General features: G+C 73.4%; 23 protein-coding genes and 1 pseudogene. 10 read left to right on the top strand and 14 right to left on the bottom strand.

From position 1 onward, the window contains the following. Positions 1-331: 331 nt before the first annotated feature. Together RV983_RS32595 and RV983_RS32600 are read right to left on the bottom strand one after the other, a co-directional pair. Positions 332-961, bottom strand: coding sequence for a peptidoglycan-binding domain-containing protein (locus tag RV983_RS32595; protein WP_475989297.1), 630 nt, complete (start codon positions 959-961; stop codon positions 332-334). 183 nt (positions 962-1144) lie between these two features. Further along, positions 1145-2152 (bottom strand): AbfB domain-containing protein, encoded by a 1008-nt coding sequence (locus RV983_RS32600; RefSeq protein WP_475989298.1) that lies wholly within the window; start codon positions 2150-2152, stop codon positions 1145-1147. Positions 2153-2470: 318 nt separating this feature from the next. Between RV983_RS32600 and RV983_RS32605 the strand changes: the two genes are divergently transcribed. Beyond that, positions 2471-3961: an MFS transporter gene (locus RV983_RS32605; protein WP_475989299.1), complete on the top strand. Its 1491-nt coding sequence runs from the start codon at positions 2471-2473 to the stop codon at positions 3959-3961. 19 nt (positions 3962-3980) lie between these two features. Here the strand turns inward: RV983_RS32605 and RV983_RS32610 are convergent, their stop codons facing one another. Next, positions 3981-4496: a mycothiol transferase gene (locus tag RV983_RS32610; RefSeq protein ID WP_475989300.1), complete on the bottom strand. Its 516-nt coding sequence runs from the start codon at positions 4494-4496 to the stop codon at positions 3981-3983. A 446-nt stretch (positions 4497-4942) separates the two neighbouring features. Next, positions 4943-5098: pseudogene (locus RV983_RS32615) on the bottom strand (LysR family transcriptional regulator); the annotation flags it as partial. Between RV983_RS32615 and RV983_RS32620 the strand changes: the two are divergent. Beyond that, positions 5092-5595, top strand: coding sequence for a DMT family transporter (locus RV983_RS32620; protein ID WP_475989301.1), 504 nt, complete (start codon positions 5092-5094; stop codon positions 5593-5595). The pseudogene RV983_RS32615 and the gene RV983_RS32620 sit on opposite strands and share 7 nt — an antisense overlap. Here the strand turns inward: RV983_RS32620 and RV983_RS32625 are convergent. Both RV983_RS32625 and RV983_RS32630 read right to left on the bottom strand, forming a co-directional pair. After that, positions 5562-6305: a class I SAM-dependent methyltransferase gene (locus RV983_RS32625; RefSeq protein ID WP_475989302.1), complete on the bottom strand. Its 744-nt coding sequence runs from the start codon at positions 6303-6305 to the stop codon at positions 5562-5564. The genes RV983_RS32620 and RV983_RS32625 overlap by 34 nt on opposite strands. A 55-nt stretch (positions 6306-6360) precedes the next feature. Next, positions 6361-7887 carry a S1 family peptidase gene (locus tag RV983_RS32630; protein WP_475989303.1) on the bottom strand — a complete coding sequence of 509 codons (1527 nt, stop codon included), beginning with the start codon at positions 7885-7887 and terminating at the stop codon, positions 6361-6363. Between the two features lie 229 nt (positions 7888-8116). Between RV983_RS32630 and RV983_RS32635 the strand changes: the two genes are divergently transcribed. Next, positions 8117-8563, top strand: a complete 447-nt coding sequence (locus RV983_RS32635; RefSeq protein ID WP_475989304.1) for an SRPBCC family protein — start codon at positions 8117-8119, stop codon at positions 8561-8563. A 74-nt stretch (positions 8564-8637) separates the two neighbouring features. Here RV983_RS32635 and RV983_RS32640 read toward each other — a convergent pair whose 3' ends face one another. The 5 genes from RV983_RS32640 to RV983_RS32660 form a co-directional block, all read right to left on the bottom strand. Then, positions 8638-9756, bottom strand: coding sequence for a baeRF3 domain-containing protein (locus tag RV983_RS32640; RefSeq protein ID WP_475989305.1), 1119 nt, complete (start codon positions 9754-9756; stop codon positions 8638-8640). A 114-nt stretch (positions 9757-9870) separates the two neighbouring features. Continuing rightward, positions 9871-10101 (bottom strand): hypothetical protein, encoded by a 231-nt coding sequence (locus RV983_RS32645; RefSeq protein WP_475990529.1) that lies wholly within the window; start codon positions 10099-10101, stop codon positions 9871-9873. Next, positions 10088-10354, bottom strand: a complete 267-nt coding sequence (locus tag RV983_RS32650) for a DUF6400 family protein (protein ID WP_475989306.1) — start codon at positions 10352-10354, stop codon at positions 10088-10090. Before RV983_RS32650 ends, RV983_RS32645 begins: the two co-directional genes overlap by 14 nt. A gap of 109 nt (positions 10355-10463) precedes the next feature. Then, complete coding sequence (locus RV983_RS32655; RefSeq protein WP_475989307.1) at positions 10464-11069, bottom strand: VanZ family protein; 606 nt, start codon at positions 11067-11069, stop codon at positions 10464-10466. A 265-nt stretch (positions 11070-11334) separates the two neighbouring features. After that, the gene (locus RV983_RS32660; RefSeq protein WP_475989308.1) at positions 11335-12381 is read right to left on the bottom strand and encodes a ricin-type beta-trefoil lectin domain protein; all 1047 of its coding nucleotides are present in this window, start codon (positions 12379-12381) and stop codon (positions 11335-11337) included. Between the two features lie 231 nt (positions 12382-12612). Here RV983_RS32660 and RV983_RS32665 point away from each other — a divergent pair, with 231 nt between their 5' ends. From RV983_RS32665 to RV983_RS32690, 6 genes are all read left to right on the top strand, one after another. Further along, positions 12613-13161 (top strand): sigma-70 family RNA polymerase sigma factor, encoded by a 549-nt coding sequence (locus RV983_RS32665; protein WP_475989309.1) that lies wholly within the window; start codon positions 12613-12615, stop codon positions 13159-13161. Positions 13162-13360: 199 nt separating this feature from the next. After that, complete coding sequence (locus RV983_RS32670) at positions 13361-17206, top strand: S8 family peptidase (RefSeq protein ID WP_475989310.1); 3846 nt, start codon at positions 13361-13363, stop codon at positions 17204-17206. Positions 17207-17355: 149 nt separating this feature from the next. Further along, positions 17356-18357 (top strand): helix-turn-helix domain-containing protein, encoded by a 1002-nt coding sequence (locus RV983_RS32675; protein WP_475989311.1) that lies wholly within the window; start codon positions 17356-17358, stop codon positions 18355-18357. A gap of 233 nt (positions 18358-18590) precedes the next feature. Further along, positions 18591-19226: an ATP-dependent DNA ligase gene (locus RV983_RS32680; RefSeq protein WP_475989312.1), complete on the top strand. Its 636-nt coding sequence runs from the start codon at positions 18591-18593 to the stop codon at positions 19224-19226. Positions 19227-19559: 333 nt separating this feature from the next. Then, a complete protein-coding gene (locus RV983_RS32685) occupies positions 19560-19814 on the top strand; it encodes a hypothetical protein (protein ID WP_475989313.1) in 255 nt (84 codons plus the stop codon). 402 nt (positions 19815-20216) lie between these two features. Next, the gene (locus RV983_RS32690; RefSeq protein WP_475989314.1) at positions 20217-20525 is read left to right on the top strand and encodes a hypothetical protein; all 309 of its coding nucleotides are present in this window, start codon (positions 20217-20219) and stop codon (positions 20523-20525) included. A 119-nt stretch (positions 20526-20644) separates the two neighbouring features. Here RV983_RS32690 and RV983_RS32695 read toward each other — a convergent pair whose 3' ends face one another. From RV983_RS32695 to RV983_RS32705, 3 genes are all read right to left on the bottom strand, one after another. Continuing rightward, entirely contained in the window at positions 20645-22000 is a 1356-nt protein-coding gene (locus tag RV983_RS32695; protein WP_475989315.1) for an FAD-binding oxidoreductase, read from the bottom strand. Positions 22001-22160: 160 nt separating this feature from the next. After that, positions 22161-23564 carry a Si-specific NAD(P)(+) transhydrogenase gene (sthA, locus tag RV983_RS32700; RefSeq protein ID WP_475989316.1) on the bottom strand — a complete coding sequence of 468 codons (1404 nt, stop codon included), beginning with the start codon at positions 23562-23564 and terminating at the stop codon, positions 22161-22163. Between the two features lie 100 nt (positions 23565-23664). Beyond that, positions 23665-24912, bottom strand: a complete 1248-nt coding sequence (locus RV983_RS32705; RefSeq protein ID WP_475989317.1) for a glycoside hydrolase 5 family protein — start codon at positions 24910-24912, stop codon at positions 23665-23667. Between the two features lie 346 nt (positions 24913-25258). Here RV983_RS32705 and RV983_RS32710 point away from each other — a divergent pair, with 346 nt between their 5' ends. Further along, positions 25259-26350 (top strand): LacI family DNA-binding transcriptional regulator, encoded by a 1092-nt coding sequence (locus RV983_RS32710; RefSeq protein WP_475989318.1) that lies wholly within the window; start codon positions 25259-25261, stop codon positions 26348-26350. The last annotated feature ends 62 nt before the right edge of the window (positions 26351-26412 follow it).

The raw sequence follows: 26412 nt of genomic DNA on the forward strand, positions 1-26412 counted from the left end.
CGCCCGCTGACGCCGGGCCACCGCGGCGCGCGGCCCGCGCGCGGCAACGGGCCGCGGGGGGCCGCGGTCGGGCGGGCCGGCCGCTTCGGGGCGGCGGCGCCGCCGGGACCGCGGGTTCGAGGGGCGGTGCACGGCTGGTTGCCGGAGCGCCGCCACGGGGCGAGTGCTCCTGATCGTGGGGCTGAGGGTGGGCGCCGGCTGTTGCCGGTGCCGGGCTGCGGCGGCGACGCGGGGCGAGTGACCGCGGTCGCGGCTCCCCGGCCTCGAAGGCTCGCGGTGGGCAGGCCGGCCGACGGCGGGGGCGGAATGGCCGGCGGGTGGCGGCGCGGGGTCAGCCGGGGGTGCGGGACTCCAGGTCGCGGCGGGTGGCGTCGCCGTACTCGCCGTTCTCGTCGCCGCGGATGCCGTACCAGACCTGGAAGCGGGCGACAGCGGCCGCGAGGCGTCGGTCGAAGCGGCCGTCGACCGCCCCGCCGGTGTAGACGTCGGGGATGCGCAGCAGCCGGGTCTGGAGGTCGCTGACGGCGGGCCCGCTGTCGCCTTCCCGGAGCACGCCGGAGGCGGTTCCCGCGGCGGGCGGCGCCGTGGTGGCGGGCACGGCGGGAGCCGGGGGCGTGAGGGTGGCACCGGGACTGGACAGCGCGAGAGCGAGGCCGAAGCCGGCCGCGCCGGCTCCCGCGACGAGGGCGCCGAGACCGGTCAGCCGGACGGCGCGGGACGAGCGGTGCCGCCGGGTGCCGCCGCGGACGTGGGGAGCCGGAGGCGGTGCCGGGGCGGGACGCCGGCCAGGGGTCGGTGCCGCGGGCGGCGGCAGGGGCTGGGTGTCGGGGCCCGGGCCGGGACCGCCCGCACGCGGGGGAGCGGCGTCGTCGGCGGGACGGAAGAGGTCGAGGGACTCCTCCCAGGAACTGCCCGCGGCGGTGGACTCGCGCGCGGGGATGACCCGCGTCGGCTCGATCATGCGGCGCCGTGGCGGCCCTCCGGCGGACGGGTTCGGCACTGCGGTACCCCTTGTCTCCCCCCTCGGCCCTGCTGGTTCGCCCACGTTAGGACCGAACTGCCATGCCCCCGCCGGGAATCCGCGAACCCGCCCCACCCGGCGCCGCACTGCGCTATGCGCCGCCCGGTGGGCGGACGACGCCCGTCAGCCGGCCCAGGGCGGTGCGACCCGGAAGGAACTGTCCGCGCGGTATCCGGATTCGCGCCGGTAGGGGTCGATGCACAGCCGGAAGTCGCGGTGCCGCAGGAGGTACCCCGGGTGGTTGTACGACGCGAAGGAGACGGTGCCCCGCCAGGCACCGGGCCGGACGCAGAAGGTCGCGTCCTCGCGGAAGAGCGCGGAGCCGTCCGGCCGGTCGAGGCGGACGCGGAAGTGCTCGTGCCGCAGGTAGCGGCCGTCCGGTGTGGCGAAGGAGGCGCAGTGCGTGTCGGCCAGGCCGGGGACGAGGACGAAGGTGGCGGCCCGGCGTGCCGCGCGGGAGGAGGCCGCGTCGAGTGGGTCGAGGCGGCCGGTGCCCTCCGGGGCGCTCCAGAAGCGGTCGGGGAAGTTCACGGACTGCACGGACAGGCTGTGTCCCCGGGCTGCACGGGAGTCGCCGCCGCCCGCCCGGTGACGGGTCGCGGTCGCCCTGGGCGTGGCGGGCGCACCGCGGGACGGTCCGGAGGCGCCGCTCGCGGGGGGTGTGCTGATGGCCGGGAGCCGGGTGGTGACCGGCTGGATCCGCGGGGCGGAGGGTGAGGGCGAGTGTGCGGGCGACGCCTTCGCCGCGGCCGCCGTGGCCGTTGCGGACCCTGCCGTCAGGCCGCCCGGCGGCTGGGCGAGCGCGGCGTGCTCGGCGGCCGTTCCGCCGGGCGCGGGAGCCGCGTCGTGGAACACCACGGGCGTGAGCAGGGCGCACACCGCGACCACCGCGGTGCCCGTGACCAGCCGCAGCGCCCGCGTCGGGCGCCGGGGCGGCGGTTCCGCCCGGCCCGGCGCGGTGAGGGCGACGCGTAACGGCGCGCGCCGCGCCGACCGCGTCCACGCTTCGTCGTCGAAGCCCGGGTACGAGTGGCGCGGGCCGGGGGCGGCGGGGCGCGGCTGGAAGACGTCGAGCTCGTCGTCGTCAAGGCCGCCGGGGCCCTCGGGGCCCTCGGGCTCTGCGGCTGTCACGTGGAGTGCTCCGTCGCTGTCGGGCCGGAGGGACGGACGGCGGTATCCGGCTGCCGGACGGACGCCTTCCGTGATCGGCGAGATTAGCGAGACCGGGTGGTTTCCGCGGGGCTTCCGTGAAAACTGTCAACCGGTGATTCTCCTGTTGCTACCGCTCCAACTCTCCTTGTCATCCGGGCGGTTGACTTCGGAGGCGGGCCGGCTCCGGCCGCCCCGCCCGGGCCCCCACCAGGCCTGCCCCTGGCATGAACGGTCCCACCGGCGGGAAGGCGCGCCTGCGGAACCCGCCCCGCACGCAGAACGCCAGGAGGTGGCCCCATGGCAGGGTCGACCGCTCACGCCGATCCACCGGGAGCAATCCGTACGGACGTGCCCGCACGCCTGGACCGGCTGCCCTGGACCCGCTGGCACTGGCGCATCGTGATCGGCCTCGGCACGGTCTGGATCCTCGACGGCCTGGAAGTGACGATCGTCGGCAACATCGCCGGCCGCCTCGCGGAGTCCGGCAGCGGCATCGACATCAGCACCACCCAGGTCACCACCCTCGCGGCGGCGGTGTACGTGGCGGGGGCGTGCCTGGGGGCGCTGTACTTCGGCCGCCTCACCGACCGGCTCGGCCGCAAGAAGCTGTTCATGGTCACCCTGGCCGTCTATCTCGCGGCGACCGCGGTCACCGCGTTCTCGTGGACCGCCTGGTTCTTCATCCTGTGCCGCTTCTTCACCGGCTTCGGCATCGGCGGCGAGTACGCGGCCATCAACTCCGCGATCGACGAGCTGATCCCGGCCCGGGTCCGCGGCCGGGTGGACCTGATCATCAACGGCAGCTTCTGGGTCGGCGCGGCGGTGGGCGCCTTCGCGTCCATCGCCCTGCTGAACACGGCTCTGTTCGCCACCGACGTCGGCTGGCGCCTCGCTTTCGCCATCGGAGTCGTCCTGGGCCTGGTGATCCTCCTCGTGCGCCGCCATGTGCCGGAGAGCCCGCGCTGGCTGTTCGTCCACGGCAGGGCCGAGGAGGCCGAACGCATCGTCGCGGACGTCGAGCGCGAGGTCCATGAGCAGACCGGCCGGCCCCTCCCGGCGCCCGAGGGCAGCATCCTGATCACCCCGCGCGGCGACATCGGCTTCCTCACCATCGCCCGCACGGTGACCCGCACCTACCCCCGGCGCACGGTGCTCGGCCTGGCTCTCTTCGTGGGCCAGGCCTTCCTCTACAACTCCGTCACCTTCGGCTACGCCGTCATCCTGACCACGTTCTTCGACGTCCCCAACGGGGACACCGGCTACTACTTCGCCGTGATCGCGGTCGGCAACTTCATGGGGCCGCTGCTGCTCGGCCACCTCTTCGACTCGGTCGGCCGCAAACCGATGATCTCCGGCACCTACATCGGCTCGGGCGTGCTGCTGCTGGGCACCGCCTGGCTCTTCCAGCAGGGCGTGCTGAGCGCGTTCACGATGACGGCCTGCTGGACCGCCGTGCTCTTCCTGGCCTCGGCGGGTGCCAGCGCCGCGTACCTCACGGTCAGCGAGATCTTCCCGCTGGAGACCCGGGCGCTGTGCATCGCGTTCTTCTACGCGGTCGGCACGGCCCTCGGCGGCATCTCCGGACCGCTGATCTTCAACGGACTGGTCAGCAGTGGCAAGCCGTCCGACACCACGCTCGCCTTCTGCATCGGCGCGGTGCTGATGATCGTCGCCGGGTGTGTGGAGGCGGCCATCGGCGTGCGCGCCGAGCGCCGCAGCCTGGAGTCGCTTGCCTCGCCGCTCAGTGCCGTCGACGAGTCCGGGCGGACCGCCGCCGCGAAGGGCTGAACCCGTCCGGTGCCTTCGGTCAGCGGGCGCGACGGGCGGCCAGGCCGCGCAGGAACGCGGCCTGGCCGGCGTGCTGGAGGTCGTCGGAGACGACGCTGACCAGCCGGACGGCGAGCGTCACGGGCGGGTCCCAGCTCTCGTCGACGACCCGCTCGAAGTCGGCCTCGTGCAGCGTGCGCAGATAGCCGACGGTGTGGTCGTGGACGGCGTCGTGGTAGCCGGTCAGCAGCTCGCCCGAGGGCACCCGTACCGCGTCGACCTCCTTGCGGACATGCCCGTACCCCGTGTCGTACGGCGGCAGGTCCAGGCCGAAGCGGCTCGCCCAGCCGTCGGCGGTCCACAGCTGCTCGGTCCCGGCGGCGTCGGCGACATGGTCGTCCTGGATCCGCGTGAGGTGCCAGACCAGCCAGGCGATGGAGTTGGAGCGGTCCTCCAGCCGGGCGTGCAGTTCGCCGGGGGACAGACCGTCGACGGCCTCATGGACGACCTCCTGGATCCGGCCGAAGGCGTCGACCAGCAATTGGGCGCTCTTCACCGGGAACTTCCGAGGATGCCCCGGCCTACAGGCCGGGGAGAAATCGGACCCCTGCGGAGCAGGGCAGGGAACGGGGTTTCGCCGTCAGGGCGAAAGACCGCCCACACGGTCGGGTGAAGTGATCGCCGTGCGTTGCGAGAACCAAGTAGCGCGTACACCGCGCTGATCGAGAGCCAAGACAGCACATGCACCTCTGAGATTCGCTTCATCAAACCGGGCTGGTCTCAACCCGGCTGGTGCTGATCGTGCAAGAGCTGACGGACCGCAGGTCCCCAGCCCACGTGAGCCGGGAATCCCCCTGCTTTGACTGGGGGAGGATTCAACGGTACTCCTTGCGATCGGTGGGGGGGCCGGGGCTGCGCTCCACGCTGGGCGGCCTCCCCCGCGGCGGCCACGAGACACTCCAGAGCCCTGCGCAGCGCGGGCTGCTGCGCGGTGCCGGCGGCGAGCAGGGCGGAGAGGGTACGGGTCACCGGGCGGGCCGCCGGGTGGAGGCTGACCCCGTCCACGGCCGCCGGGAGGGCCATCCGCGGCACGAGGGCGACGCCCGCCCCGGCCCCGACGAGGGCGGTGAGCACGGAGAAGTCGCTCGCCAGTGCCACCGTGCCGGGGGACGAATCCGGCGGCGCCGCAGGCCCGCCGGGTCAGCTCGTGGCAGGAGGTCTCGGGTCCCGGCATCAGCCAGTTCTCCCCGGCGAGGCAGGGCCTGGAGGTCGCCTGCTACGCCATGTGGGCCGGGACGGCGCTGCTGCTTCCGCTCGCACCGGGGACGGTGACGGCGTCGGCCCACGCGCCCACCGCCGCCATCGGGGCGGCCGTCTACCTCGGCCTGCTCCCCTCCGCGCTGGGCTTCGTGATCTGGGGGTACGCGGTCGCCCGGACGACGCTCGCCGTCTCGACCGCGGCGCTCTACCTGGTCCCGCCGGTCGCCATCGCCGTCGCCTTCGTGTGGCTCGGCGAGGCGCCGCACTGGATCGAACTGGCCGGCGGCGTGCTCGGGATCGCCGGGGTCGTCCTGATCAACCGGCGGCGGCCTCGGGCCGGGGTCGTTCGGAGTGCGGGGGCTCAGCGGAGCGTGACGGCCAGGGTGACGACGTAGGGTTCTTCGACCGTGCCGTCGGGGAAGAGCGCGGTCAGCCGTTCCCGTTCGGCCGCGAGGAACTCCCGGGCCCGTTCTTCGCCGAGCACGAGGAACGCGGAGTGGCTGCCGAGGCTGCCCAGGTGGACGTCCAGCGGCACCCGGCGGGTCCAGGCCACCTTGCGCACGGTGAACCGCGGCCCCTCCGGCACCCGGTCCTCGGCCCCGCCGCCCAGGGCCCCGCCCCCGTGCCCGAAGTACGCCCGCAGCCGCGCCTCCTGGTCCGCCAGCCACGGCGCCGAGCGGTCGAAGTCGTTGCGCCACACGGCGAAGGCGCCACCGGGACGCAGCACCCGCAGCGCCTCCGGCACCGAGGACGCCGGGTCCGTCCAGTGCCAGGCCTGCGCATACGTGACGAAGTCCATGGCCCCGGTCGCGAGGGGCAGCCGGTCGCCCTCACCGCGTACGACGGGCACGCCCGGCAGCGAGCGGCGGAACTGGGCGGCCATGCCGTCCCCCGGCTCGACGGCCACCACACGCGCGCCGCGGGCGTGCAGCAGCGCCGTGGCGATACCGGTCCCCGCCCCGACGTCCGCCACGCGGGCACCGGCCAGCGGCCGTCCCGCGACCTCCTCCAGGGCGTCGAGCAGGGCCACGGGGTAGGAGGGGCGGTTCGCCGCGTACAGGGCGGCCGCCTTGTCGAAGGAACGGGCGCGGGAAATGATCGTCATGCCTCCATCCTGCGTCGCCGCGCGCCCGACGGGCGAAAGCTTTGCCCTTCCGTGGTCAATTCCACTGGCGGCGGTAGGCGTGCCCCCCTCCGCCGCCCGCGGGCCGGATCCACAGCGTGGCCAGTAGCCCCAGGAAGCTGATGGCGATGACCAGCACACCCGGGCCGATACCGCGGCCGCTGCTGATGGCGGCGAAGGCCGATGTGTCGGCGGCGGTGCCCGGATAGCCGCCGGCCCCCGGAACCGCCGGGGTGTTCTGCCCGTTCTGCGCCCCCGGGGCGGCGGGTGCGGCCGGGGCCGCGGGCGTCGCCTGTCCGTTGGGGGCGCCCTGCGCGCCGCCGTCGCCCGGAGTGGTGCCGCTCGCGCCCGTGCCGGTGCCCGGGGCCCCGGCGGGTGCGGAGGAGACCGGGGTCGCGACGCCGTCCTGGTCGCCGGGAGGCGCGCCGTCGCTGTCCGTGGCACGGGGGATGCCCACGCCCAGCGCGGCCAGCGCGGTCGTCACGGGCTGGAAGAAGGTGATGCCACCGGCGGTGCAGTCGCCGCTGCCGCCCGAAGTGACGCCGAGTGCGAGGCTCTGGGCGAACAGCGGGCCGCCGCTGTCCCCGGGCTCGGCGCACACCGTCGTCTGGATCAGGCCGCCGACCTGCCCCTCGGGGTAGTTGACCGTCGCGTTCAGACCGGTGACCTGGCCCGAGTGCAGGCCCGAGGTGCTGCCGCTGCGGAAGACCTGCTGGCCCACCAGGGCCTCGGCGGCCCCGTTGATCCGCACCGCCCGGCCGTCGCCGAGGTTCACCGCGCTCGTGCGGTCGTCGTCGGCGCCGACGGGGTCGCCGTAGCGGATCAGGGAGAAGTCCCCGCCGGGAAAGGAGCTCGCGACCGTCGTACCGACCCCGGTGGCTCCGCGATTGTCGCCGAACCAGGTGGTGCCGACCGGGCCGCAGTGCCCCGCGGTCAGCAGGAACGTCCCCTTGCCGTCGGTGACGTTGAAGCCGGCCGAACAGCGGCTGCCCCGGGTGAAGATGGGCGCGGCGCCGGCGGTGCGGATGGTGAACGTGTCCGTCGTCCGCTCCATGCGGACCGCGCCGCCGATGCCGTCGGCCACGTCCTTCATCCGCGACCAGTCGGCGGCCGAGACGGTGCTGTCCGCCAGGACCACCACCGTGTTCGTCTTCGGGTCGACCGACCACGCGGTGCCCGCCACCCGCGGTGCCTCGCGGAGCGTCTCGCCGGCCGAGCTCAGCTCGCGCATGCTGTACCGCACGACCTTCGCCTGCGCGCCCGCCTTGGTCACCTCGGCCGCGGACGCGTCATCGGTGACGGCGACCACCGGGCGGCCCTGGGCGTCCACCCAGCTGCCCGCGGTGCGGGAGTCACCGAGCCGGCTCTCCAGCTGTCTGGCCAGGGTGGCCGCGCTCCCCACGCTCTGCGCACCGTCGGACGGGGCGTCCAGGACCCGGCGGCCGCCGCCGCCGTCCTGTGACGCGTTCGCCCCGGACTGCGACACCATCACCCCGCCGCAGACGACTCCCGCGACGGCCACGAGCCGTATCGCGCGCTGCACGTGACGCCGTGTGCGCCTCACCCAGACCCCTACTTCCGCATCCGTACGCGAACCCGCGACCCGGGCCCACCCTCCATACGTGCGGTACGCGCCGAGTGCTCACCGCCGCGGCGACCCTCTCCGCGGAGCCCGCGCGGGCGTCCCGGGTGCCCGGGTCCGGGCGAGGACCTATCGTGACGGAGAGGCGCCATGCGGGCGCCGCCCGCGACGGCGCGTCCGCGCCGCGGGGGTGAGCCATCAAGGAGTCGGGATGGGCGGACAGTTCGAGGCAGTGGTCGAGATCGACCGGTCCGTGGGCGAGGTCTTCGCCTACCTCGCCGAGGGGACGCACGACCCCGAGTTCAGCCCCCGGGTGCAGGAGATCAGGAAGAGCCCGGCCGGCCCGACCACCGTCGGCACGATCTTCACCAGCGTGGTCAAGGACGCCGGCATGAAGACCCGGCGGGAGTTCCGGATCACCAAGCTGGACGCGCCCAACCGGATCCGTTGGGCGGAGCAGTCCAAGAATCTGGTCACCGCCACGCAGGGCGGTTACGACCTGGAGCCGGTCGGCGAGCGTGTGACGCGGGTGCGCATCTTCAACGAGCTGGAGGGGCACGGCATTGGCAAGCTGCTCGCGGGGCTGGCCCTGAGCGCGGCCCGCAAGGACGCGCCCGCCTTCGCGCAGCGCATCAAGGCGGCCGTCGAAACCTCCTGACCTGCGACGGACGACGCCGGGCGACAGGCCCGGCCGCGCTCCCCGGGTCACCGGGGAGCGCGGCCGGGACCGCGTCAGTAGCGCAGCACCGCGGCGATGCGCTCGTGCTCGGCCAGGGTGTCCGGGGGCAGGAAGGCGACCTCGGCGCCCTTGTCGAGCGCGGTCTCCACGACCTCGTCCACGATGTCCTCCCGCACGCCGCCCTCGAAGCCGCCCGCCTGCCCGCCGTCGCCGTCGACCGGGATCAGGTGGCCCTCCGACAGCCGCACGAGGCGCTGGTAGTCCTCCTCGACCGCGACCAGCTCGGCGCGGCCCCCGCACACCGACTCCCAGACCTCGTCCAGTCCGGCGGCAAAGGTGCGGCGACTGCGGGCCTCCTCGAGCCGCCCGCCGACCCGTTCGGTCTCCTGACGTGCGAACTCCTCCTGTGCCGGGGCGAGTTCCCCCAGCAGTGTCGGTTCGGGGGCGTCCACGAGACCGCCCTTGAGGACGGTGGCCACGGCGGCGTCGGAGGCCGTGCCGACCTCCTTGAGCAGCCCGACCGCGTCGGGGAGCCCGACCAGGTACAGCGGGCGGGAGTCCGCGCCCAGCAGCGCGGCCAGCGCGCTGTCGACGGTGCGCAGGAAGCGCCGGGTCTCCTCGTTGCTGAAGGTGCTCGGGTGGTCGCCGATCCGCTCGAGCCGCTCGGGGTCCCACTCCAGGTGTTCCGGCTCCGCGGGGAAGCCGCCGCCCTCGTGGGGCTGGAGCGACTGCCCGCTGCCGCTCCACAGCGCCGCGCGGTCGGCGGCGACGCCGAGCACCCAGTACGGGCGGGCACGGGCCTTGGCGGCGACCAGGTTCCGGGTGAGGAAGCTGTCGCTGATGATGACGCGCTCGGGCACCGGACGCGGCAGCACCCACAACTGATGGTCTTTCTCTGTGGCGTACATGACCAGCCCGTCGAGGGAATGCCGTAGGTCCACCTCGGACGCGACCCGCTGGAGCTGGCCCTTGATGTTCATCCGGGCCCGGCGGGACGCGTCCGGGTCGTTCTCGACCCGGCGTTCGGCCTCGGCGATCAGATTGCGCAGCCGCACCGCGTCCTGGGCGTTGTCCGGACGCCGGTGCGTGGGCATGGTCAGCGACACCGCTGGGTACGGCCTGGTCGCACGGAGCTCCCGCAGCGTTCCGGCCGTGAGGGCGTCGGTTTCCATGGTCGCCTCCCTGAGGTCCACGGTTGCTCCCCGCGGACGGGGGCAGCCCACCTCACGAGCTTTTCACACCCCGCGCCGGGCCGCCTGCCGGGACGGACCCGGTCCGGCGCGGGTTCAGCCGGCCGTGCGGTGGTGGGCGCCGAAGCCGCTGTCCCAGGACCACATGTGCGTGCACGACGGGCACTGCAGATGCACCACGGGACCCTGGTTGGAGAGCAAGTAGCGCCAGTGGTCGGGGCAGTTGCGGCCCGCGGCGCATGTGGCGCAGTCCACGTGGTCCTCGCAGCGGGGGCACGGGATCCAGGCCCGGCGGCCCGGGTCCGCGGAGGGATCAATCGGAAGCAGCACCGTCGTCCTTCCCGGTCTCCTCGCGGGCCGGCAGGACGCCGGCCGCGACGAGCATGCGGTGCACCGCCTCCTGCTCCTCGTCCAGTCCTGAGTAGAGCAGCCGGTGCGCCTCGTCCTCGCCGCGCAGGACCTCGACGGGATCCCAGCCGTCGCCGAGGGCGGCGACGACCTCGGCGCGACGGGCCGTCTCGTGCTCGGTGAAGTCGAGCTCGAAGGTGTGGAGCTCGTCCGGGGAATCGTTATGGTTCATGGTCGCTCGCCCGCTTCCGCGGCACTCGGGGGTGGATCACCTGTGTGTATCAAAATGCCGGACTCGCCGGGAAGTGTTCAAGCCCCGAATGTGACGCATTCCATGCTGGTCAGGAGCGTTTGGCCGGTCCGCGGCGGATGGTCGCGAAGGGCCGGAAGGGCTTGCGTGGTGCGGGGGCGCCGGGGGTGGTCCCGGTACGGGCGGTCTTGGCGGGAGCCGCCTTGCGCGGCGCGCTCTTGGCCGCCGGGGCGGGGGCCTCGGCAACCGGCTCGGGGGTCGCGTGCACGACCCGGCCGAGCCGGCGGCCGATGAGCAGGTAGCCGAGCAGGGCGCCGGTGGTGTTCATGATCACGTCGTCGACGTCGAAGGCCCGGCCCTGCACGACCGCGCCCTGTGCGAGCTCGACGAGGATCATGACCAGCCCGGTGGTCACCACGACCCGCAGGGCGCCGCGCGCCTTGGGCGCCAGCACCGGCAGCAGCACACCGAAGGGCATGCCCAGCAGCACGTTTCCGCCGACCTGACGGACCGCGCCCGCCACCGTGTAGCGCTCGTAGTACTGCCGGAGCGAGGCCCCCGGGTGCAGATTGGCGTGCGCCAGGCCCGCGGAGGCGTACGAGGGGGAGAGCGTCGCGCGGGCGAGCACCGCCCCGAAGGCCACCATGGCGACGAACGCCACCGCCATCGCGGCCCACCGGCCCACCGTCGCCAGCACCGAACGGCGCCTCGGCCGGGTTGCCTCCGACGCCTCCGGTGATCTCCGACGCAACACTGACCGCACCACTGAGCCCCTCCTCCGGTCGTGACCCCGCCCTCGACGGATACCCCGGAAGCACCGGAGGATTCCCTGGTCCGGCAGCGGTTTCCGGAGCACGTGCGCTCCAGGTGTGCCGTCCGCCACGGCAGTTGGGACCGCCGGCGCCCCCGTCGCCTCAGGGGCGGCGGGGGCGCCGGCGGGCACGACTCGGCATGACGCTCCGTCAGTTGCGGTACCACTTCTGGTTGGGGGTGCCGTAGCAGGTCCACAGCTGGAGCTTCGTGCCGTTGGCGGTGCCCTTGTCGACGACGTCGACGCACTTGTCGGCGTGTGGGTTCACCAGGTCGCCGGAGCTGTTGAGCACGAATTTCTGGGCCCAGCCGCCGTTGCACTTGGCGAGCTGGACGGCTGTGCCGCTGTCGGTGGACGCCCAGGCCAGGTCCATGCACAGGCCGAGGGAGCGGACCGAACCGTCGGAACGGAAGTCCCACTTCTGCGAGGCGCTGCCACCGCAGTCCCAGATCCGCAGGCGGCTGCCGTCGCGGCCGATACCGTCCGCGGAGTTGGTGATGTCGATGCACCGCCCGGTGGCGGAGCTGCGGACGCGTACGCCGGGGACCGTCACATTCTGCTGCGTCTTGGTGGGCGTGGAGGTGGGCTTGGTGGGCGAACCGCCCGAAACGGTGCCGGTGCCGGTGCCGGTGCCGGTGCCCGTGCCCGTGCCGGAGCCCGAACCGGTGCCGGAACCGGACGAGCCCGTGCTGCCGGTGCTGCCCGTGCCCGCTCCCGTGCTGCCGCCGCCGGTCGTGCCGCTGCCGCTGCCGCCTCCGGTGCCGCCGCTGTGGACGGTGCCGGTGGAGTCGCCGCCGGTGACAACCGTCCCGGTGCCGCCGCCCGTGCCGTTCACCTGGCCGTGCGGGCCGGAGTTCTGCGGGCCGGTGTGGGTGCCGGTCCTGGATGACGTGGTGGACGCCGAGGGGTCCGATCCCGTCTCCCCGGGCGTACCGGCGGACACGGAGGCGGCCGGGGCGGCGAGGGCCGCCGGGCCGTCGCCCCCGCGATCGGGAAACACATCTATCTGTGCGAGTAGGGGAACCACCAGCACCGCGCAGCCGACGACGGCGGTCGCGGTGGCGGCGGCGGCCCATACCCGCTTGCCCGGCAGCAGCCCCCGGCGGGGGAGCGCGGGGCGCCGGGCGAACTGCTCGGTGAAGCGGTCGGGTGCTCCTTCGAGCACCTCGGGGTGCCGTGGCTCGGATGGGGACGGCACATCGTCTCCTGTCGTATCGGTGAGGCTGCCGGGAAGCATGAAGGCGCAGGTCCGCGCGACTTTTGCCGGAACATGCACATTGGGCGAACGTCGTCTTAAGAGCCTCGCCAAATGATCGACTGTTCGCCAGCCTCGTAAGTACAGCACGCCCTGGCGGCCAATATCGTTCACCCCGTGCGCTTGAACGAGGCCGTTCGCCAGGGCCGATCAGACCCTCCGGGAGCCGGCGGCGTGACCCCCACAGAACATGACGCGGAAGGGGGGCGGCCGGACCTCGCGGCCCGCCTCCTTTCCGAGACCGAGGGCCTGCGACGCTACGTCGGGGGCCTGATGGGCGGCGATGTGCATGCCGCCGAGGACGTCCTGCAGGAGACCCTGCTGCGGGCCTGGCAGAGCGCCGGGCGCCTCGACTTCGACGACCGGCCGATCCGCATGTGGCTCTTCCGGGTCGCCCGCAACCTCGCCGTCGACCACCGCCGCCGCGACCGCTCCGTACCCGTCGGGGTCACCGCCGCCGACTTCGCGGGCACCGCGCTCGCGCCCGTCCACGACCACGCCGGTGCCGTCGAGGACCGCTCCGTCCTGGTCGGCGCCCTGCGTGCGCTCGCTCCCGCGCACCGTGAAGCGGTGGTCCGCGTCCATGTCATGGGCCAGGCGGGCGAGGACGTCGCCGCACAGCTGGGCGTCCCGCGCGGGACGGTCAAGTCCCGCACCCACCACGGCGTCCGAGCCCTGCGGGCGGAACTCGCGCGGCTCGGCATCCGCGGCGCCGCCGCCTGAGCGGGCCTCTCCCGCTCCTTGGGGCCGGCCCCCCACGGCAGAGTGCCGCGTTGACACCTTACCGACGCCGTGGCCGCACCCCGTGGCGCCGTTGGGACATGTCGCAGCTGTGCCACCTGAGGCCAGTGACATGCCCATCGCCACAGCAGATTCTGTCGGACAGCGCGTGACCCCCAGCTGTACGAAAGGTGCTTGGCTGATGGCATGGATCCGCCTGACGGCGGCAATATCGACAGGATTGTTGCTGACCGCCGGAGGCGTACCGTCCGCCTCCGCCCGGACACCCGAGGACACCGCGGCGCGACCCGCCGGCGGCGAGGGCGTGCCGTCCGTGACCGTACGACTGGTGACCGGCGACCGTGTGACGGTGACGCCGGGCGCCGACGGGCACCGCGCCGCCTCGGTGGAGCCCGGACCCGGCCGTGAGGGCATCGTCTTCCGGACCTTCGAGAAGGACGACGGCTCCCTGACCGTACTGCCCTCGGACGCCGCCGACCTGGTGGCCGCGGGAACGCTGGACCGCCGGCTCTTCGACGTGACGACCCTCATCGCCCAGGGCTACGACGAGACAAGGACCGCGGCCCTGCCGCTCATCGTCTCGGCCGCCCCGCTGCCGGGCGTGGCCAGGGTGACGGAGGCGAGTGCGAAGGCGGCGGCGGCCGTCGCCGGCCGGATCGCCGCGTTCGGCGTGCCGTCGGCCCCCGAGCACCGCCTGGACAGCATCGGCGCACGGTCGTTGAGCGTGGCCGGCGACGATCTCGGTGCGTTCTGGAAGACCCTGCGCCCCGGCGACGCCTCGGGCGGCGCCCGGGTCGCGGCGACCCCCCGCGTCTGGCTGGACGGCAAGGTGGCGCCGGTACTGGACCGGAGCACCGCACAGATCAACGCGCCCACCGCCTGGAAGGCCGGCTACGAGGGCCAGGGCGTGAAGGTGGCCGTGCTGGACACCGGCGTCGACGCCCACCACCCGGACCTGGCGGGGCGGATCTCGGAGTCCAAGGACTTCTCCGACAGCGGGAACACCGATGACCACTTCGGTCACGGCACGCACGTCGCCTCGATCGTGGGCGGCAGCGGCGCCGCGTCGTCGGGGACCCGCCGCGGTGTCGCCCCCCACGCCGACCTCCTGATCGGCAAGGTGCTGGGCGACGACGGCTTCGGCACGGAGTCGGCCGTCATCGACGGCATGGAGTGGGCGGCCGGCGAGCACGCCAAGGTCGTCAACATGAGCCTGGGCTCGGACGAGCCGACCGACGGCACCGACCCGATGAGCGAGGCGGTCAACACCCTGTCGGCGCCGGGCGGCACGCTCTTCGTCGTCGCCGCGGGCAACGCCGGCGAGCAGGGCGACTCCACCATCGGCTCGCCCGGCGCGGCCGACGCCGCGCTCACCGTGGGAGCCGTCGACCGCGACGACTCCCTCGCCTCCTTCTCCAGTCGCGGTCCGCGCCTCGGTGACAAGGCCGTCAAGCCCGACGTGACCGCGCCCGGGGTCGGCATCGTCGCCGCCCGCGCCTCCGGCACCACCATGGGCGACCCGGTCGACGCGAACTACACCGCGGCGTCCGGCACCTCGATGGCCACCCCCCATGTCGCGGGCGCCGCCGCGCTGCTCGCCCAGGAGCACCCGGACTGGAACGCGCAGGCGCTGAAGGACGCGCTCATCAGCACCGCGCACACCGTCCCCGGCACCAAGGTGACCGCGCAGGGCGGCGGCCGTATCGACCTGGCCACCGCCACGGGCCCGGTCACGGCGACCGGCACCGTCATGCTGCCGCCGCTGCAGACCGACGGCACCGGCGGGCAGCAGCAGGCGGCCGCCTTGCACTACACCAACACCGGTGACAAGGCGGTCGACCTGAAGCTGGCCGTCTCCCTCGCCAACGCCGACGGGATCGCCCTGCCGGCCGGCGTGGTCACGCCCGGTTCGGGCACCGTGCACCTCGCCCCCGGCGCCTCGGCCGACGTGCCGCTGCGCACGGACGCGGCGCACGCGGTCCGCGGCACCTACTACGGCTACGCCACCGCGACCGGCGCGGACGGCGCCGTGGTCGCCCACACCACGGTCTCGCTGGCCGTGCACGCACCGCTGCACAAGCTCACCGTGGTCGCCCGCGACCACGACGGCAAGGTGATCCCGGGGGCCGCGCCGACCATCTGGGGCGCCGACGGCTTCGCCGCCTACACCAGTTTCGAGCCCTCGGTCGCCGTCGTGGAGGAGGGCACCTACCAGGTCAGCTTCAGCACCCTGGACACCGCCGCGGACGGCCAGGAACTGCGCGAGGTGGTCAACCCGCAGGTGAAGGTCACCAAGGACACGACGGTGACGCTGGACGCCTCCAAGACCACCGAGGTGCGGATCCGTACGCCCAAGCCCGCCGAGCAGCACGGGATTATCAGCTATCAGACCTACCGGCGCATCGAGGGGCACGGGCTGATCCAGGGCGTGATGTTCTTCGACGTCGCCAAGCGCGTCTACGTCAGCCCGACCGCCCAGGTCACCGACGGCACCTTCGAGTTCGCCTCGCGCTGGCAGATGACGGCGCCCCAGTTGCGGGCGAAGGTCTCCGGCACCTCGTCGGCCTTCACCCCGTACTACCTGCCCGCCTCGCGGGTCTTCGACGACAAGGGCGTCAGGCTGACCGCGGTGGACGCGGGCGCCGGCACGGCCGCCGACCTCAAGGCCGCCCACGTGCGCGGCAAACTGGCCGTCATCCGCTACGACTTCGGCAACGACGCCGCGCTGGCGCAGGCCGCCGCGGACGCCGGGGCCAAGGCGCTGATGCTCGTCATGCCCGCGGGGTTCTTCCCCTGGACGCGGTGGTACCCGGACGGCGAGCGGATGGCCCTGCCGATCATGCGCGCCGGGTCGGTGGAGGGTACCGACCTGCTGAAGCGGACCGGTAAGCGCACCACGACGGTGGACTTCTCGGGCACGGTGCGCAGCCCGTACCTCTACGACGTCATGCAGGTGTCGAAGCAGCGGGTCCCCGAGCACCTCGTGTACACCGTCTCCGATCACGACAGCGCCGTCGTGCGCGCCGACTACACCCGCACCGGCGCCTCCGCCTGGGCGAGCGAGCAGCGTTTCGGCTGGCGGCCCTACCAGGAGTTCGCCTGGAACCAGTACACCCGCGACGTACCGGTGGGACGGCAGCGCATCGAGTACGTGACGGCCGGGGACACGCTGTGGAACCACACGGTGCACCACAACCTCGTCCAGGACCGTGACTTCGAGCTCCAGGCCGGCATGCGGGACGCGTCGCACACCTACCGGCCAGGACAGCGCGTCAGGGAGCGCTGGTTCGCGGCCCCGGTGCGGCCGTCGATCCCGCGCGGCGTCGGCGGCTGGCCCGCGTCGGTGCGCCACGGCGACACTTTGTCCTTCTCCGTCCCGGAGTTCGCCGACTCCACCGCCGGCCACTGGTCCTTCGCGGAGGTCGTCAGCAGCGGCGGCGGCGTCGGCACCCGGGTCGCGGACCTGAGCGACGTGGCCCACGCGGAGCTGTTCCGCAACGGGGAGCGCATCGCGCAGTCCGACCTCGGCGCGTGGGGCGACTTCGAGGTGCCCGCGGGCAAGGCCGGCTACCGGCTGGACCTGACGACCGCCCGCACCTCCGACGACTGGCGCTTCTCCACCTCCACCAGCACGTCCTGGACGTTCCGTTCGGACACCGCGGCGACCACCACGCTGCTGCCGCTGCTCCAGGCCGACTGGTCGGTGCCGGTGGACCTGAGCAACGCCGTGGGCGCGCAGCGCACGCACACCCTCGGCCTGGACGTGCGCATGCAGGACGGGATGGCCGCGCCCCGCGTGGTGGCGCTGCGCGTCGACGCCTCGTACGACAACGGGCGGACGTGGCGCGCCGCCCGCACCGCGCGGCACGGCGGCACGCACTTCACCGCCGCGGTCGAGCGGCCGGCCGGCGTGCGCGGGGACGCGTACGTGAGCCTGCGGGTGACCGCGGTGGACGCCGCGGGCAACACCGTGCGGCAGACGGTCGACCGCGCCTACCTGCACCACGGCCCCTCCTCGGGGCGGTGACGCCGGTCCGGCGGAACGGCTGAAGGACGGCGGGTGCCGGGGCGGGAGTCCCGGCACCCGCCGTTCGCTTGCCCGGAGGGGACTTGCAGTGCAAACTTCGACGGGCCGTTCCGCTTCACGGGGCCGGCCTGCACGAGGGAGGGCACGGCATGCTGGAGGCGGCAGGCCTGACGGGGATCGAGGAGACGGTGTACCGGCTCCTGGTCGGGACCGCGACCGCGTCGGCCCAGGAGGTCGCCGACCAGACCGGCCTCCCGCGCGACTCCGTCGAGGCCGTCCTCGCGGCCCTGCGCGGCAAGGGACTCGCCAGCCCCACCGACCGCGACCCGCTGCACTACGCCGCCGTACCGCCCGACGTGGCGCTGCTGCCGCGGTTGCAGCGCAACGCCGACGCGCTCGACAAGGCCCGTACCGCCGTCACCGACCTGCTCGACAGCTACCGCAGCACCCGCCGCAGGCACGACCCCGGTCAGCTCATCGAGGTCATCACCGGCGCGGAGGCACTGCGCCAGCACCTGCGCCAGATGCAGGACAACGCCCGCCACGAGATGCTCTGGTTCTGCAAGGCCCAGTACGTGGCGATGCCCTCGGGCAGCAACCGCGCCGAGTACGACGCCCTGGGCCGTGGGGTGCGCTACCGCGTCCTGTACGAGCAGGCCTTCTTCGACGACGAGGGCGCCATCGACAATGTCGTCGAGGGCGTACGCGCCGGTGAGGTCGCCCGCTCGGTCCCGCACCTGCCGCTGCGTCTGGCCGTCGCCGACCGCGCCATCGCCATCTGCCCGTTGGTCCCCGGGGGGCCGCAGGGCAGTGCCGGCGAGGCCACGGCAGCCCTCGTGCGCGGCAGCAGCCTGCTGGAGGCGCTCATCTCGCTCTTCGAGCGCTACTGGGAGACCGCGGTCCCGCTGAAGGTCAGCGCCTCCGGCGGGGTCGAGGGAGGCGACGGGGTCGTCGACTCCGACCCGCTCACCGAGACCGACCGCCGGCTGCTCTCGCTGCTCGTGGCGGGTGTCGCCGACAAAGCCATCGCCAGTCAGATGGGACTGAGCAGGCGCACCGTGCAGCGCCACATCCAGCACATGATGACGCTCGCAGGCGCCGACACGCGCATGCAACTCGCCTGGCAGGCCGCTCGCCGCGGCTGGCTCTGAGTCGCGTCGCGGCCAGGCGATCTGACGGATCGTCGGTTCGTGGGGTGCCGCCGTCCGGCGCGGGACCGGGCGGGCCGGCCGGGCGCGGGGGGAGCCCGTGCGGGCCGGCGTGGGCAGCCGGCCGGCGGCGGGCCGTGGGCCGTTACCGTTGGCCAAGGCTTCCCGCCCTCGTCGCGGACCCGGCCGGTTGGTGGGAGGCTTGAACCATGAGTACCCGCCTACCAGCGGGTTCCGTGGAGCAGGCTGCCCTGCCGTCCTGGTCGCCCATGCTGGCGGTGGCCGGTCCGCTGCCCGGGCCGGAGGACGAGGCGCAGTACGGGTTCGAGCCGCTCTTCAACGGTGCCCGAGTTCTGGTCCATCTGCCGGGGGACGGCCGGGTTCGGCTGATCTCCGGGATCGGCCAGGACGTCACGAGCGTCTATCCCGAACTACGACAACTGCCCGACGTGCTGCCACCGGGGATGGTCGCCGTACTCGACGGCGAGATCATCACCCTCGGCAAGCACGGCGGTCCGTCCATGGAACGGCTCCAGCGGCGGATGAGCCTGCGGCACCCGGCGGCCGTGGAACAGGCGGCCGCGGACATGCCTGCCCGGCTGATGGTCTACGACATCCTCCACCTGGGGGAGCCGGTGCTGCACTCCCCGTACACCGCGCGCCGCGCCCTGCTGGACGACCTGGGCATGTCCGGCCCGTTCGTCGCCGTCCCGCCCTACTGGCCGGCCATGGCGGAGGAAGCGCTGCAGCACATCCGCCAGGAGGGTTATGACGGGATCGTGGCGAAACGGCTGACCAGCCCCTATCTGCCGGGGCGGCGCAGCCGTGACTGGATCAAGATCAAGAATCTGCATCCGGACGCGTCCCACTGATCCGTTCCGGCCGTCGGTGCGGCGGCCGGCTCCGCCGGTCCCGCGGCCCGGTCGCGGATCGGGCTGCCCGCCGGCGTGAGCCGGCCCCTTCGCCTTCCTCTTCCCCTTCTCTTCTCCGCCCCTTCTCCCCCCTGTGTGGTTCCGCGGTTCGGCGCTCCCGTGCGCACCTGCGCGCGTACGGGACGCGCCCGCCTGCCTCCGTTTCGTGACCGCCGCGGGTGCGTTCCCCGCGATTCCCGGGGTAGTGGCCGTGCGACCGCCGGGGTACAGGTATCCCGCAGCAGCCGATGCGAAGAAGAGGGCACAGGGACATGAAGAAGAGGGCACAGGGACATGACGCATGACGTCGCGCAGATCGTCCGCAGGGTCGTCGCCGAATGTGCGGGCGTGGCGGTGGACGAGGTGAGGCCCGAGTCGACCTTCGGCGGGCTCCGACTGGGGGACCGGGGCAAGCAGCGGGCGGCCGACGCCGTCGAGCGCAAGGTGGGCGTGATGCTGCTGGCCGACGAGGTGGAGCGGATGGGGACGGTGGGCGACCTCGTCGACACCGTCTCGGAGAAGCTCTCCGAGCAACTCTCCTCAGGCTGATCACGTACTCTCGGTAGTCGCACACGCCGCGTAGCCGGTGCGAACCGTGTGCGTCCGGCGGTGTTGACGCGGTGGTCAAATCCCCTGCCGAGCACGGGATTTGGGCTGCGGACGACACGTCAGAAGACGCGGTTCCCACCCCGGGGGAAGCATGTTTATTTGTCCGAGTTCGCGTAATTTGTCGGAAACCTTTGACTCTGGGCCACTAACGTGCCTACGGTTCTCGTGGGACGCCTTCAACTAGGCACATCGGATACGGCGTTCCGTACCAGTGATGGTGTGCCCCGTCCCAAGGACCCGGGCACATCCCGGTCGCACCGGGGTCACGCGCACGAAACCGGTGCGGCGGCGACCAGTTCTATTGGTCGCACCTTCAAACGTTCACACCCCAAAGGGAACGACATGCGCGCGAACAAGAACACCACTCGCAGGATTGTCGCAGCGGCCTTTGTTGCTCCGCTGCTGGCATTCGCCGGAGCATCTGCGGCAAGTGCGGCGACCCCGCACGAGTCAGCCACGCAGCAGGCAGTCGTCGCCCACGGCGGCTGGGGCGGCGGCTGGGGCGGCGGTGGCTGGGGCCACGGCGGCTGGGGCGGCTGGGGCGGCTACGGCGGCTGGGGCCACGGCGGCTGGGGCAACGGCTGGGGCGGTGGCTGGGGCCACGGCTACGGCGGCTACGGCGGCTGGGGCGGCTACGGCTTCTACCGCTGAGGTCTGACCAACCGAGAAAAGCAGTGACAGTACGACAGGGCCGCCACCTCGAACGAGGTGGCGGCCCCGCCACGTCCGGAGAGCGTCGTCGTTTTCGCGGCGAACCGCTATCGGGCCGGCTACGGGAACGCGTGAAAGACCCCGTCGGGGTCGTACCTCGCGCGCAGCGCGCCGAGTCGCGCCCAGCTCGCCGCCGTGTAGGACCTGCGGGCATGCGAGTCGTCCGCGGACAGATCGGCCTCGGCGATGTAGTGCCCGGTCCCGAACGGGGCGACCGAAGCCGTCGCCTCGCGCAGCCACCGGACGTTGGCCTCGTCCTGCGAGGCATCGTCCCAGACCGCGTACGGCACGACTTCGGCATCGCCCAGGACGGAGAACGCCATGTCCCGCAGCAGTTCCTCGTTCCGCGAGGCCGGGGCGAGCGGCGCCAGGACGAGGGACTTCGCCGAGGGCGCGCGACCGAGGGCGTCGCCGAGACGCGTCAGCAGTGTGCCCAGGTCGGCCTGGGACCACATGGCGTCGGCCGCGTAGCGGTGCCCCTCCGGCCAGGCCTCGGCCGCCCGTGCGTAAAGGGCTTCCATGGACGTGGGCTCCGCGACGGCCCGGTGCAGCGGGGCTGAGGTGAGCGGCGCCCCGGCCAGCGGCGCCAGCGCGCGGGCCGCCTCGTCATGGGAACCGGCGAACGCGGTGCCCGACAACGAGACGACGACCTCCCCCGACCCGGGATCGGTCAGGAGGACGAACGCGACCTCCACGTTCGGCCGTAGCTCTCCCGCGGTGTCGGTGACCCAGTCGGCGAGGCTCTCGATCTCGCCGAGGTGGCACACGTAGGAGGTCGTGGCGATCGCCGCCGGGCGGGGCCGCAGTGCCAGCCGGAACGCGGTCACCACCGCGAAGAATCCCGGTCCCGCGCCCCGCGCCGCCCAGAACAGGTCGGTGTTCTCGCGCTCGTCGCACCGCACGACCTCGCCCTCCGCGGTGACGACCTCGATCGCGCGCACGCTCGCGCACGCCGGGCCCCACTCACCGGAGTTCCAGCCGAGGCCACCGCTGAGCAGGTAGCCGCCGAGGGCGACCGTGGGGCAGTGGCCGGTGGGGAAGGCGAAGCCGGAGCCGGCCAGGATGCGCGAGAGTTCCGCAGACCGGATCCCGGGTTCCACGGTCGCGGTGGACTGCCCGGGGTCGATGGTGCAGCGCCGCAGGGCCGACAGGTCCAGCAGCATGCCGCCCTCGCGCAAAGGCGCGCCGCACCAGCTGTGGCCGCCGGTGCGGACCGCGATCCGCAGGCCCTCGGCCCGGGCCAGTGCGACGGCAGCCGGGACGTCGCGCACGGAGGCGGCGCGGACGATCACATCGGGGTGGCGTCGCGGCTGGTACCCGTTCCACAAGCGGCTCGCCCGGACGTCCTCGTAGCCGGCGTCGCCCTTGCGGACGATCGCCCCCTCGACGACCGGAACCCGTGCGGGATCGCTCATCACGACCTCCTGGCCGCCGTCAGGCGGTGCGGCGCATGCGTCGTCCCAGGCTAACCGCAGGTCGCACGGGGCGCCCGCGGCCACAACGGCCGCGGGCCCCGGGGGCACCTCTCCCAGCGGTGGCCGGGGGAGGCGCCCGGGCCGCGGCCGCCGCGCGGGCTCAGCCGGTGAGCCGGTCGATCTGGCGGATCTTGTTGGTCGCGTCGAGCGCGGCCACCTTGTAGGACTCGGCGAGTGTCGGGTAGTTGAACACGGCGTCCACCAGGTAGTCGACCGTGCCGCCGCAGCCCATGACGGCCTGCCCGATGTGCAGGAGTTCGGTCGCTCCCGAGCCGAAGCAGTGCACGCCGAGCAGCGTGCGGTCCTCGGGCGACACCAGCAGCTTGAGCATGCCGTGGGAGTCGCCGATGATCTGGCCGCGGGCCAGCTCCCGGTAGCGCGAGATACCGACCTCGAACGGCACGTTGTCCTCGGTCAGCTGGTCCTCGGTACGGCCGACGAAGCTGATCTCGGGGATGGTGTAGATGCCGATCGGCTGCAGGCCGCGCATGGCGTTCACCGGCTCCTCGCACGCGTGGTACGCGGCGGCCCTGCCCTGCTCCATCGAGGTGGCGGCCAGCGCGGGGAAGCCGATCACATCGCCGACCGCGTAGATGTGCGGCACCGCGGTCCGGTAGTGCTCGTCGACGGTTATGCGGCCGCGCTTGTCCGCGGTCAGCCCCGCCTTGCCGAGGTCGAGTTCCTCGGTGAGCCCCTGCCGGCCCGCCGAGTACATCACGGTGTCCGCGGGGATCTTCTTGCCGCTCGCCAGCAGGGTCAGCGCACCGGTGGCGTGCCGCTCGACGGCCGCCACGGTCTCGCCGAAGCGGAAGGTCACCGCCAGGTCCCGCAGGTGGTACTTGAGCGCCTCGACGACCTCGACGTCGCAGAAGTCCAGCATGCCGTCGCGCTGCTCGACCACCGTCACCTTGGTGCCGAGCGCGGCGAACATCGAGGCGTACTCGATGCCGATGACCCCGGCGCCGACGATCACCATCGAGCGGGGGACCCGCTCCAGGTTCAGCACGCTGTCGGAGTCCATGACCGTGCGGTCGTCGAACTCCACGCTCGCCGGGCGGGCCGGCCGGGTGCCCGTCGCGATCACGACGTGCCCCGCCGTCACCAGCGAGTCCTGGCCGGCGGCGTCGCGCACCGCGACGGTGTGCTCGTCCACGAAGCGGCCGGTGCCCGGCAGCATCGTGACGCGGTTGCGGGCCAGTTGGCTGCGGATCACGTCCACCTCACGGCTCACCACGTGCTGGGTGCGCGCGGTGAGGTCGGCGACGGTGATGTCCTCCTTGAGGCGGTAGCTCTGCCCGTACATGTCGCGCTGGGTCAGGCCGGTGAGATACAGCACCGCCTCGCGCAGGGTCTTGGACGGAATGGTGCCGGTGTGGATGGAGACGCCGCCCAGCATGTCGGGGCGGTCGATGATGGCGACCCGGCGGCCGAGCTTGGCCGCGGCGATGGCGGCCTTCTGGCCGCCCGGGCCGGATCCGATGACGAGCAGGTCGAATTCGGTCACGGGCCGAGTCTGACAGGGGGTGATGCCCCGGGGAAAGAGAGGTCCCGGGTCGGCGACGGCGCGCGCCGTTCCGCCCGCGCTCCGCCCCCGCCGGATGACTTCAGCGGGCCTCGGCGGGGGTGACGACCTCGGTGATGCCGCGCGCGGCGAGATGCGCGGGATCCTGCGCGCGCCCGGCCAGGACGAGGGCCGGGCGGACGCCGCGAGCGGTGAGGGCCGCCCAGGCCTCGAACACCTCACCTCCGGGGGCGCAGGTGGCGCGCCGCGGCGCCGCCTCGGGGTCGCCGACGTCCACCACGAGCGCGGTCGTGCGGGGGAGCGGTGCGGGCGCGGGTCCCGAACGCAGCTCCGCTGCCGCTCGGGCGACAGCGGCGCCGGCCGGTTTCACCTGGCGGTCGTTGGTGAGCAGGCCGAGCGTGTACTCCAGCTCCGGGAAGTCCGCGAGGCTCCGCGCGACATCGTGGGAGCACCACCAGGTGATGCCCCACAGGTCCGTGCAGTCCAGCGCGTTGACGAGGGTGGCGGACGCGAAGGCCGCCGCGTGGTCCGGGGGGATCAGCGGCGCGGGGGCGCCGACCTCCTGGAGCCAGACGGGACGGTGCGGGTCGGTGGCCCACGCCTTGGAGAGTTCGATGAGGTAGGCGGCATGGTGCTCGGTGGCGACACCCGTCCGGCCGTGGCGCTGCGCGGTGCCGTTGAAGACCCAGGAGTGGACGGCGGTGGCGAAGCCGAGGCGGGCGGCCTGGCCGGGCGTGAAGGCGTGGTCGTCCTGGTACCAGGCCGCGTCGTACTCGGCGTGCAGGTGCAGCTTGCCGGGGGCGCCGCGCTCGCACGCGTCCAGCATCAGGCGCAGCCACGCCTCTGCCTGCGCGGGGCCGATGCGGTCCGGGTCCGGGTGGGGCGGTCCGGAGAACTGGTTGATCTCGTTGCCGACCGTCATACCGAGGAAGTTGGGCCGGTCGGCGAGTGCCGCCGCCAGGGTGCGCAGGTACTCGGCCTCCGCCGCGACGACGTCGGGGTCGGTGAAGATGTTCCGCCGGTGCCAGGTGCCCGTCCATGCGGGAAGGAAGTCGAAACTGGACAGATGGCCCTGCAGGCCGTCGACGTTGACGTCCAGGCCGCGCTCGGCGGCGGCGTCGGTGAGGGCCACCAGTTGCTCGACCGCCCGCGGCCGGATCAGCGCGCGGTTGGGCTGGAACAGCGGCCACAGCGGGAAGACCCGGATGTGGTCGAGGCCCAGGCCGGCGATGGAGTCGAGATCGGCGCGCACCGCGTCGAGATCGAAGTCGAGCCAGTGGTGGAACCAGCCCTGGCTCGGGGTGTAGTTGACGCCTAGGCGCGGGGTCATGGCAGGTCCAGGGGGAGAGGGGCGGGCGCGCGGCGGCACGCCGGGGCTGTCGGGCGGGCCGGGGAGGGGAGGGGCCGTGCCGCGACCGGCTTCGGCCGGGGGAGCCGGCCGCCGGCGCCCACGCCAAACTCGCATCGCGCCCCCGGTGAAGTCAACTCAAGCCGGGTAAAGGCTTTTTGAGCGTGAGAATTCGCAGGTCACAGCCTTGGTGAAGAAGGTGGGGAGAGGTTGCTAATGCGCTTTAGGAATACCTCGCTCAAGCGCTATAGCCCGTGGTGGTGTTCCGCTGGTGGATACTGGCACCCCACCGCGGGGACCCGTGGCGGCGAACGGTGAGAGGGGCCTGATGGCGGCGCACGAGGGGCCGGCGGAACCGGCGTCCGCGGGCCGCGCCGAGCGGCGCCACCCGGCACGCCGCCCCACCATGAAGGACGTCGCCCGCCGGGCGGGGGTGTCCGAGAGCGCGGTCTCCTTCGCCCTCAACGACCGGCCCGGCGTGTCCGATGCCACGCGCCGCCGGGTCCGCGCCGTCGCCGAGCAACTGGGCTGGCAGGCCAGCACCGCCGCCCGCGCGCTGTCGGGGGAGGGCGCGGCCACGGTCGGCCTGATCCTGGCCCGGCCCGCGAACACCCTCGGCGTCGAGTCGTTCTTCCTGCAACTCGTCTCGGGCCTCCAGGAGGTGCTGTCGGCACGTCAACTGGGCCTGCTCTTCCGCGTGGTGGAGGACGGTGCGGAGGAGTGCGCCGTCTACCGCAGATGGTGGGCCGAGCAGCGGGTCGACGGGGTCGTCGTGGTCGACCCGCACGCCGGCGACCCGCGACCGGCACTCCTGGACTCCCTGGGCCTGCCCGCCGTCGTCATCGGCACCACGCCGGACGGCGCTGCCGCGTACCCTGGGATCTCCACCGTATGGGCCGACGACACCGCCGCGATGGCCGCCATCGCCCGCCACCTCCACGCCCTCGGCCACCGCCGTGTCGTGCACGTGGCCGGGATGCCGCACCTGGCGCACACCGCGCGCCGCATCGCCTCACTGCGCGCCGAGACCGCCCGCCTCAAGGTGGCCTCGGCCCGCTCGGTCACCACGGACTACTCCAGCGACCAGGGCGCGGAGGCCACCCTCCGGGTGCTGGCCGACGCCGATCCACCCACGGCGATCGTCTACGACAACGACGTGATGGCGGTGGCGGGGGCGGCTGTCGCCGCCCGGAGCGGGCTGTCCGTACCGGGTGACCTGTCGCTCGTCGCCTTCGACGACTCGCCGCTGTGCCGGGCGACGCACCCTCCGCTGACCGCGCTGGTGCGCGACACGCCGGCGGTGGGCCGCCATGTCGCGGCGGAGTTGCTGGCACTTCTGGACGGGGGCGCTGCGCGCCGGTCACAGGTCCCCACGCCTGAGCTTTGCGTGCGCGCGAGCACGGGACCCCCTCCGGGGTAACCAGGTTCTTACCCCGCCCGCCCGCCCGCCCTCCCCCGACCTTCGGCCGGGGGAGGGCGGGC

The sequence above is a fragment of the Streptomyces sp. RLA123 genome (assembly GCF_056270165.1).

Bases quoted from the DNA above. Each gene is read 5' to 3' on its own strand.
- RV983_RS32675 (WP_475989311.1), top strand. From the start codon at position 17,356: ATGCTGGAGGCGGCAGGCCTGACGGGGATCGAGGAGACGGTGTACCGG.
- RV983_RS32650 (WP_475989306.1), bottom strand. From the start codon at position 10,354: ATGAACCATAACGATTCCCCGGACGAGCTCCACACCTTCGAGCTCGAC.
- RV983_RS32710 (WP_475989318.1), top strand. From the start codon at position 25,259: ATGGCGGCGCACGAGGGGCCGGCGGAACCGGCGTCCGCGGGCCGCGCC.
- RV983_RS32635 (WP_475989304.1), top strand. From the start codon at position 8,117: ATGGGCGGACAGTTCGAGGCAGTGGTCGAGATCGACCGGTCCGTGGGC.
- RV983_RS32695 (WP_475989315.1), bottom strand. From the start codon at position 22,000: ATGAGCGATCCCGCACGGGTTCCGGTCGTCGAGGGGGCGATCGTCCGC.
- RV983_RS32640 (WP_475989305.1), bottom strand. From the start codon at position 9,756: ATGGAAACCGACGCCCTCACGGCCGGAACGCTGCGGGAGCTCCGTGCG.
- RV983_RS32625 (WP_475989302.1), bottom strand. From the start codon at position 6,305: ATGACGATCATTTCCCGCGCCCGTTCCTTCGACAAGGCGGCCGCCCTG.
- RV983_RS32690 (WP_475989314.1), top strand. From the start codon at position 20,217: ATGCGCGCGAACAAGAACACCACTCGCAGGATTGTCGCAGCGGCCTTT.
- RV983_RS32685 (WP_475989313.1), top strand. From the start codon at position 19,560: ATGACGCATGACGTCGCGCAGATCGTCCGCAGGGTCGTCGCCGAATGT.
- RV983_RS32595 (WP_475989297.1), bottom strand. From the start codon at position 961: ATGATCGAGCCGACGCGGGTCATCCCCGCGCGCGAGTCCACCGCCGCG.
- RV983_RS32670 (WP_475989310.1), top strand. From the start codon at position 13,361: ATGGCATGGATCCGCCTGACGGCGGCAATATCGACAGGATTGTTGCTG.
- RV983_RS32705 (WP_475989317.1), bottom strand. From the start codon at position 24,912: ATGACCCCGCGCCTAGGCGTCAACTACACCCCGAGCCAGGGCTGGTTC.
- RV983_RS32605 (WP_475989299.1), top strand. From the start codon at position 2,471: ATGGCAGGGTCGACCGCTCACGCCGATCCACCGGGAGCAATCCGTACG.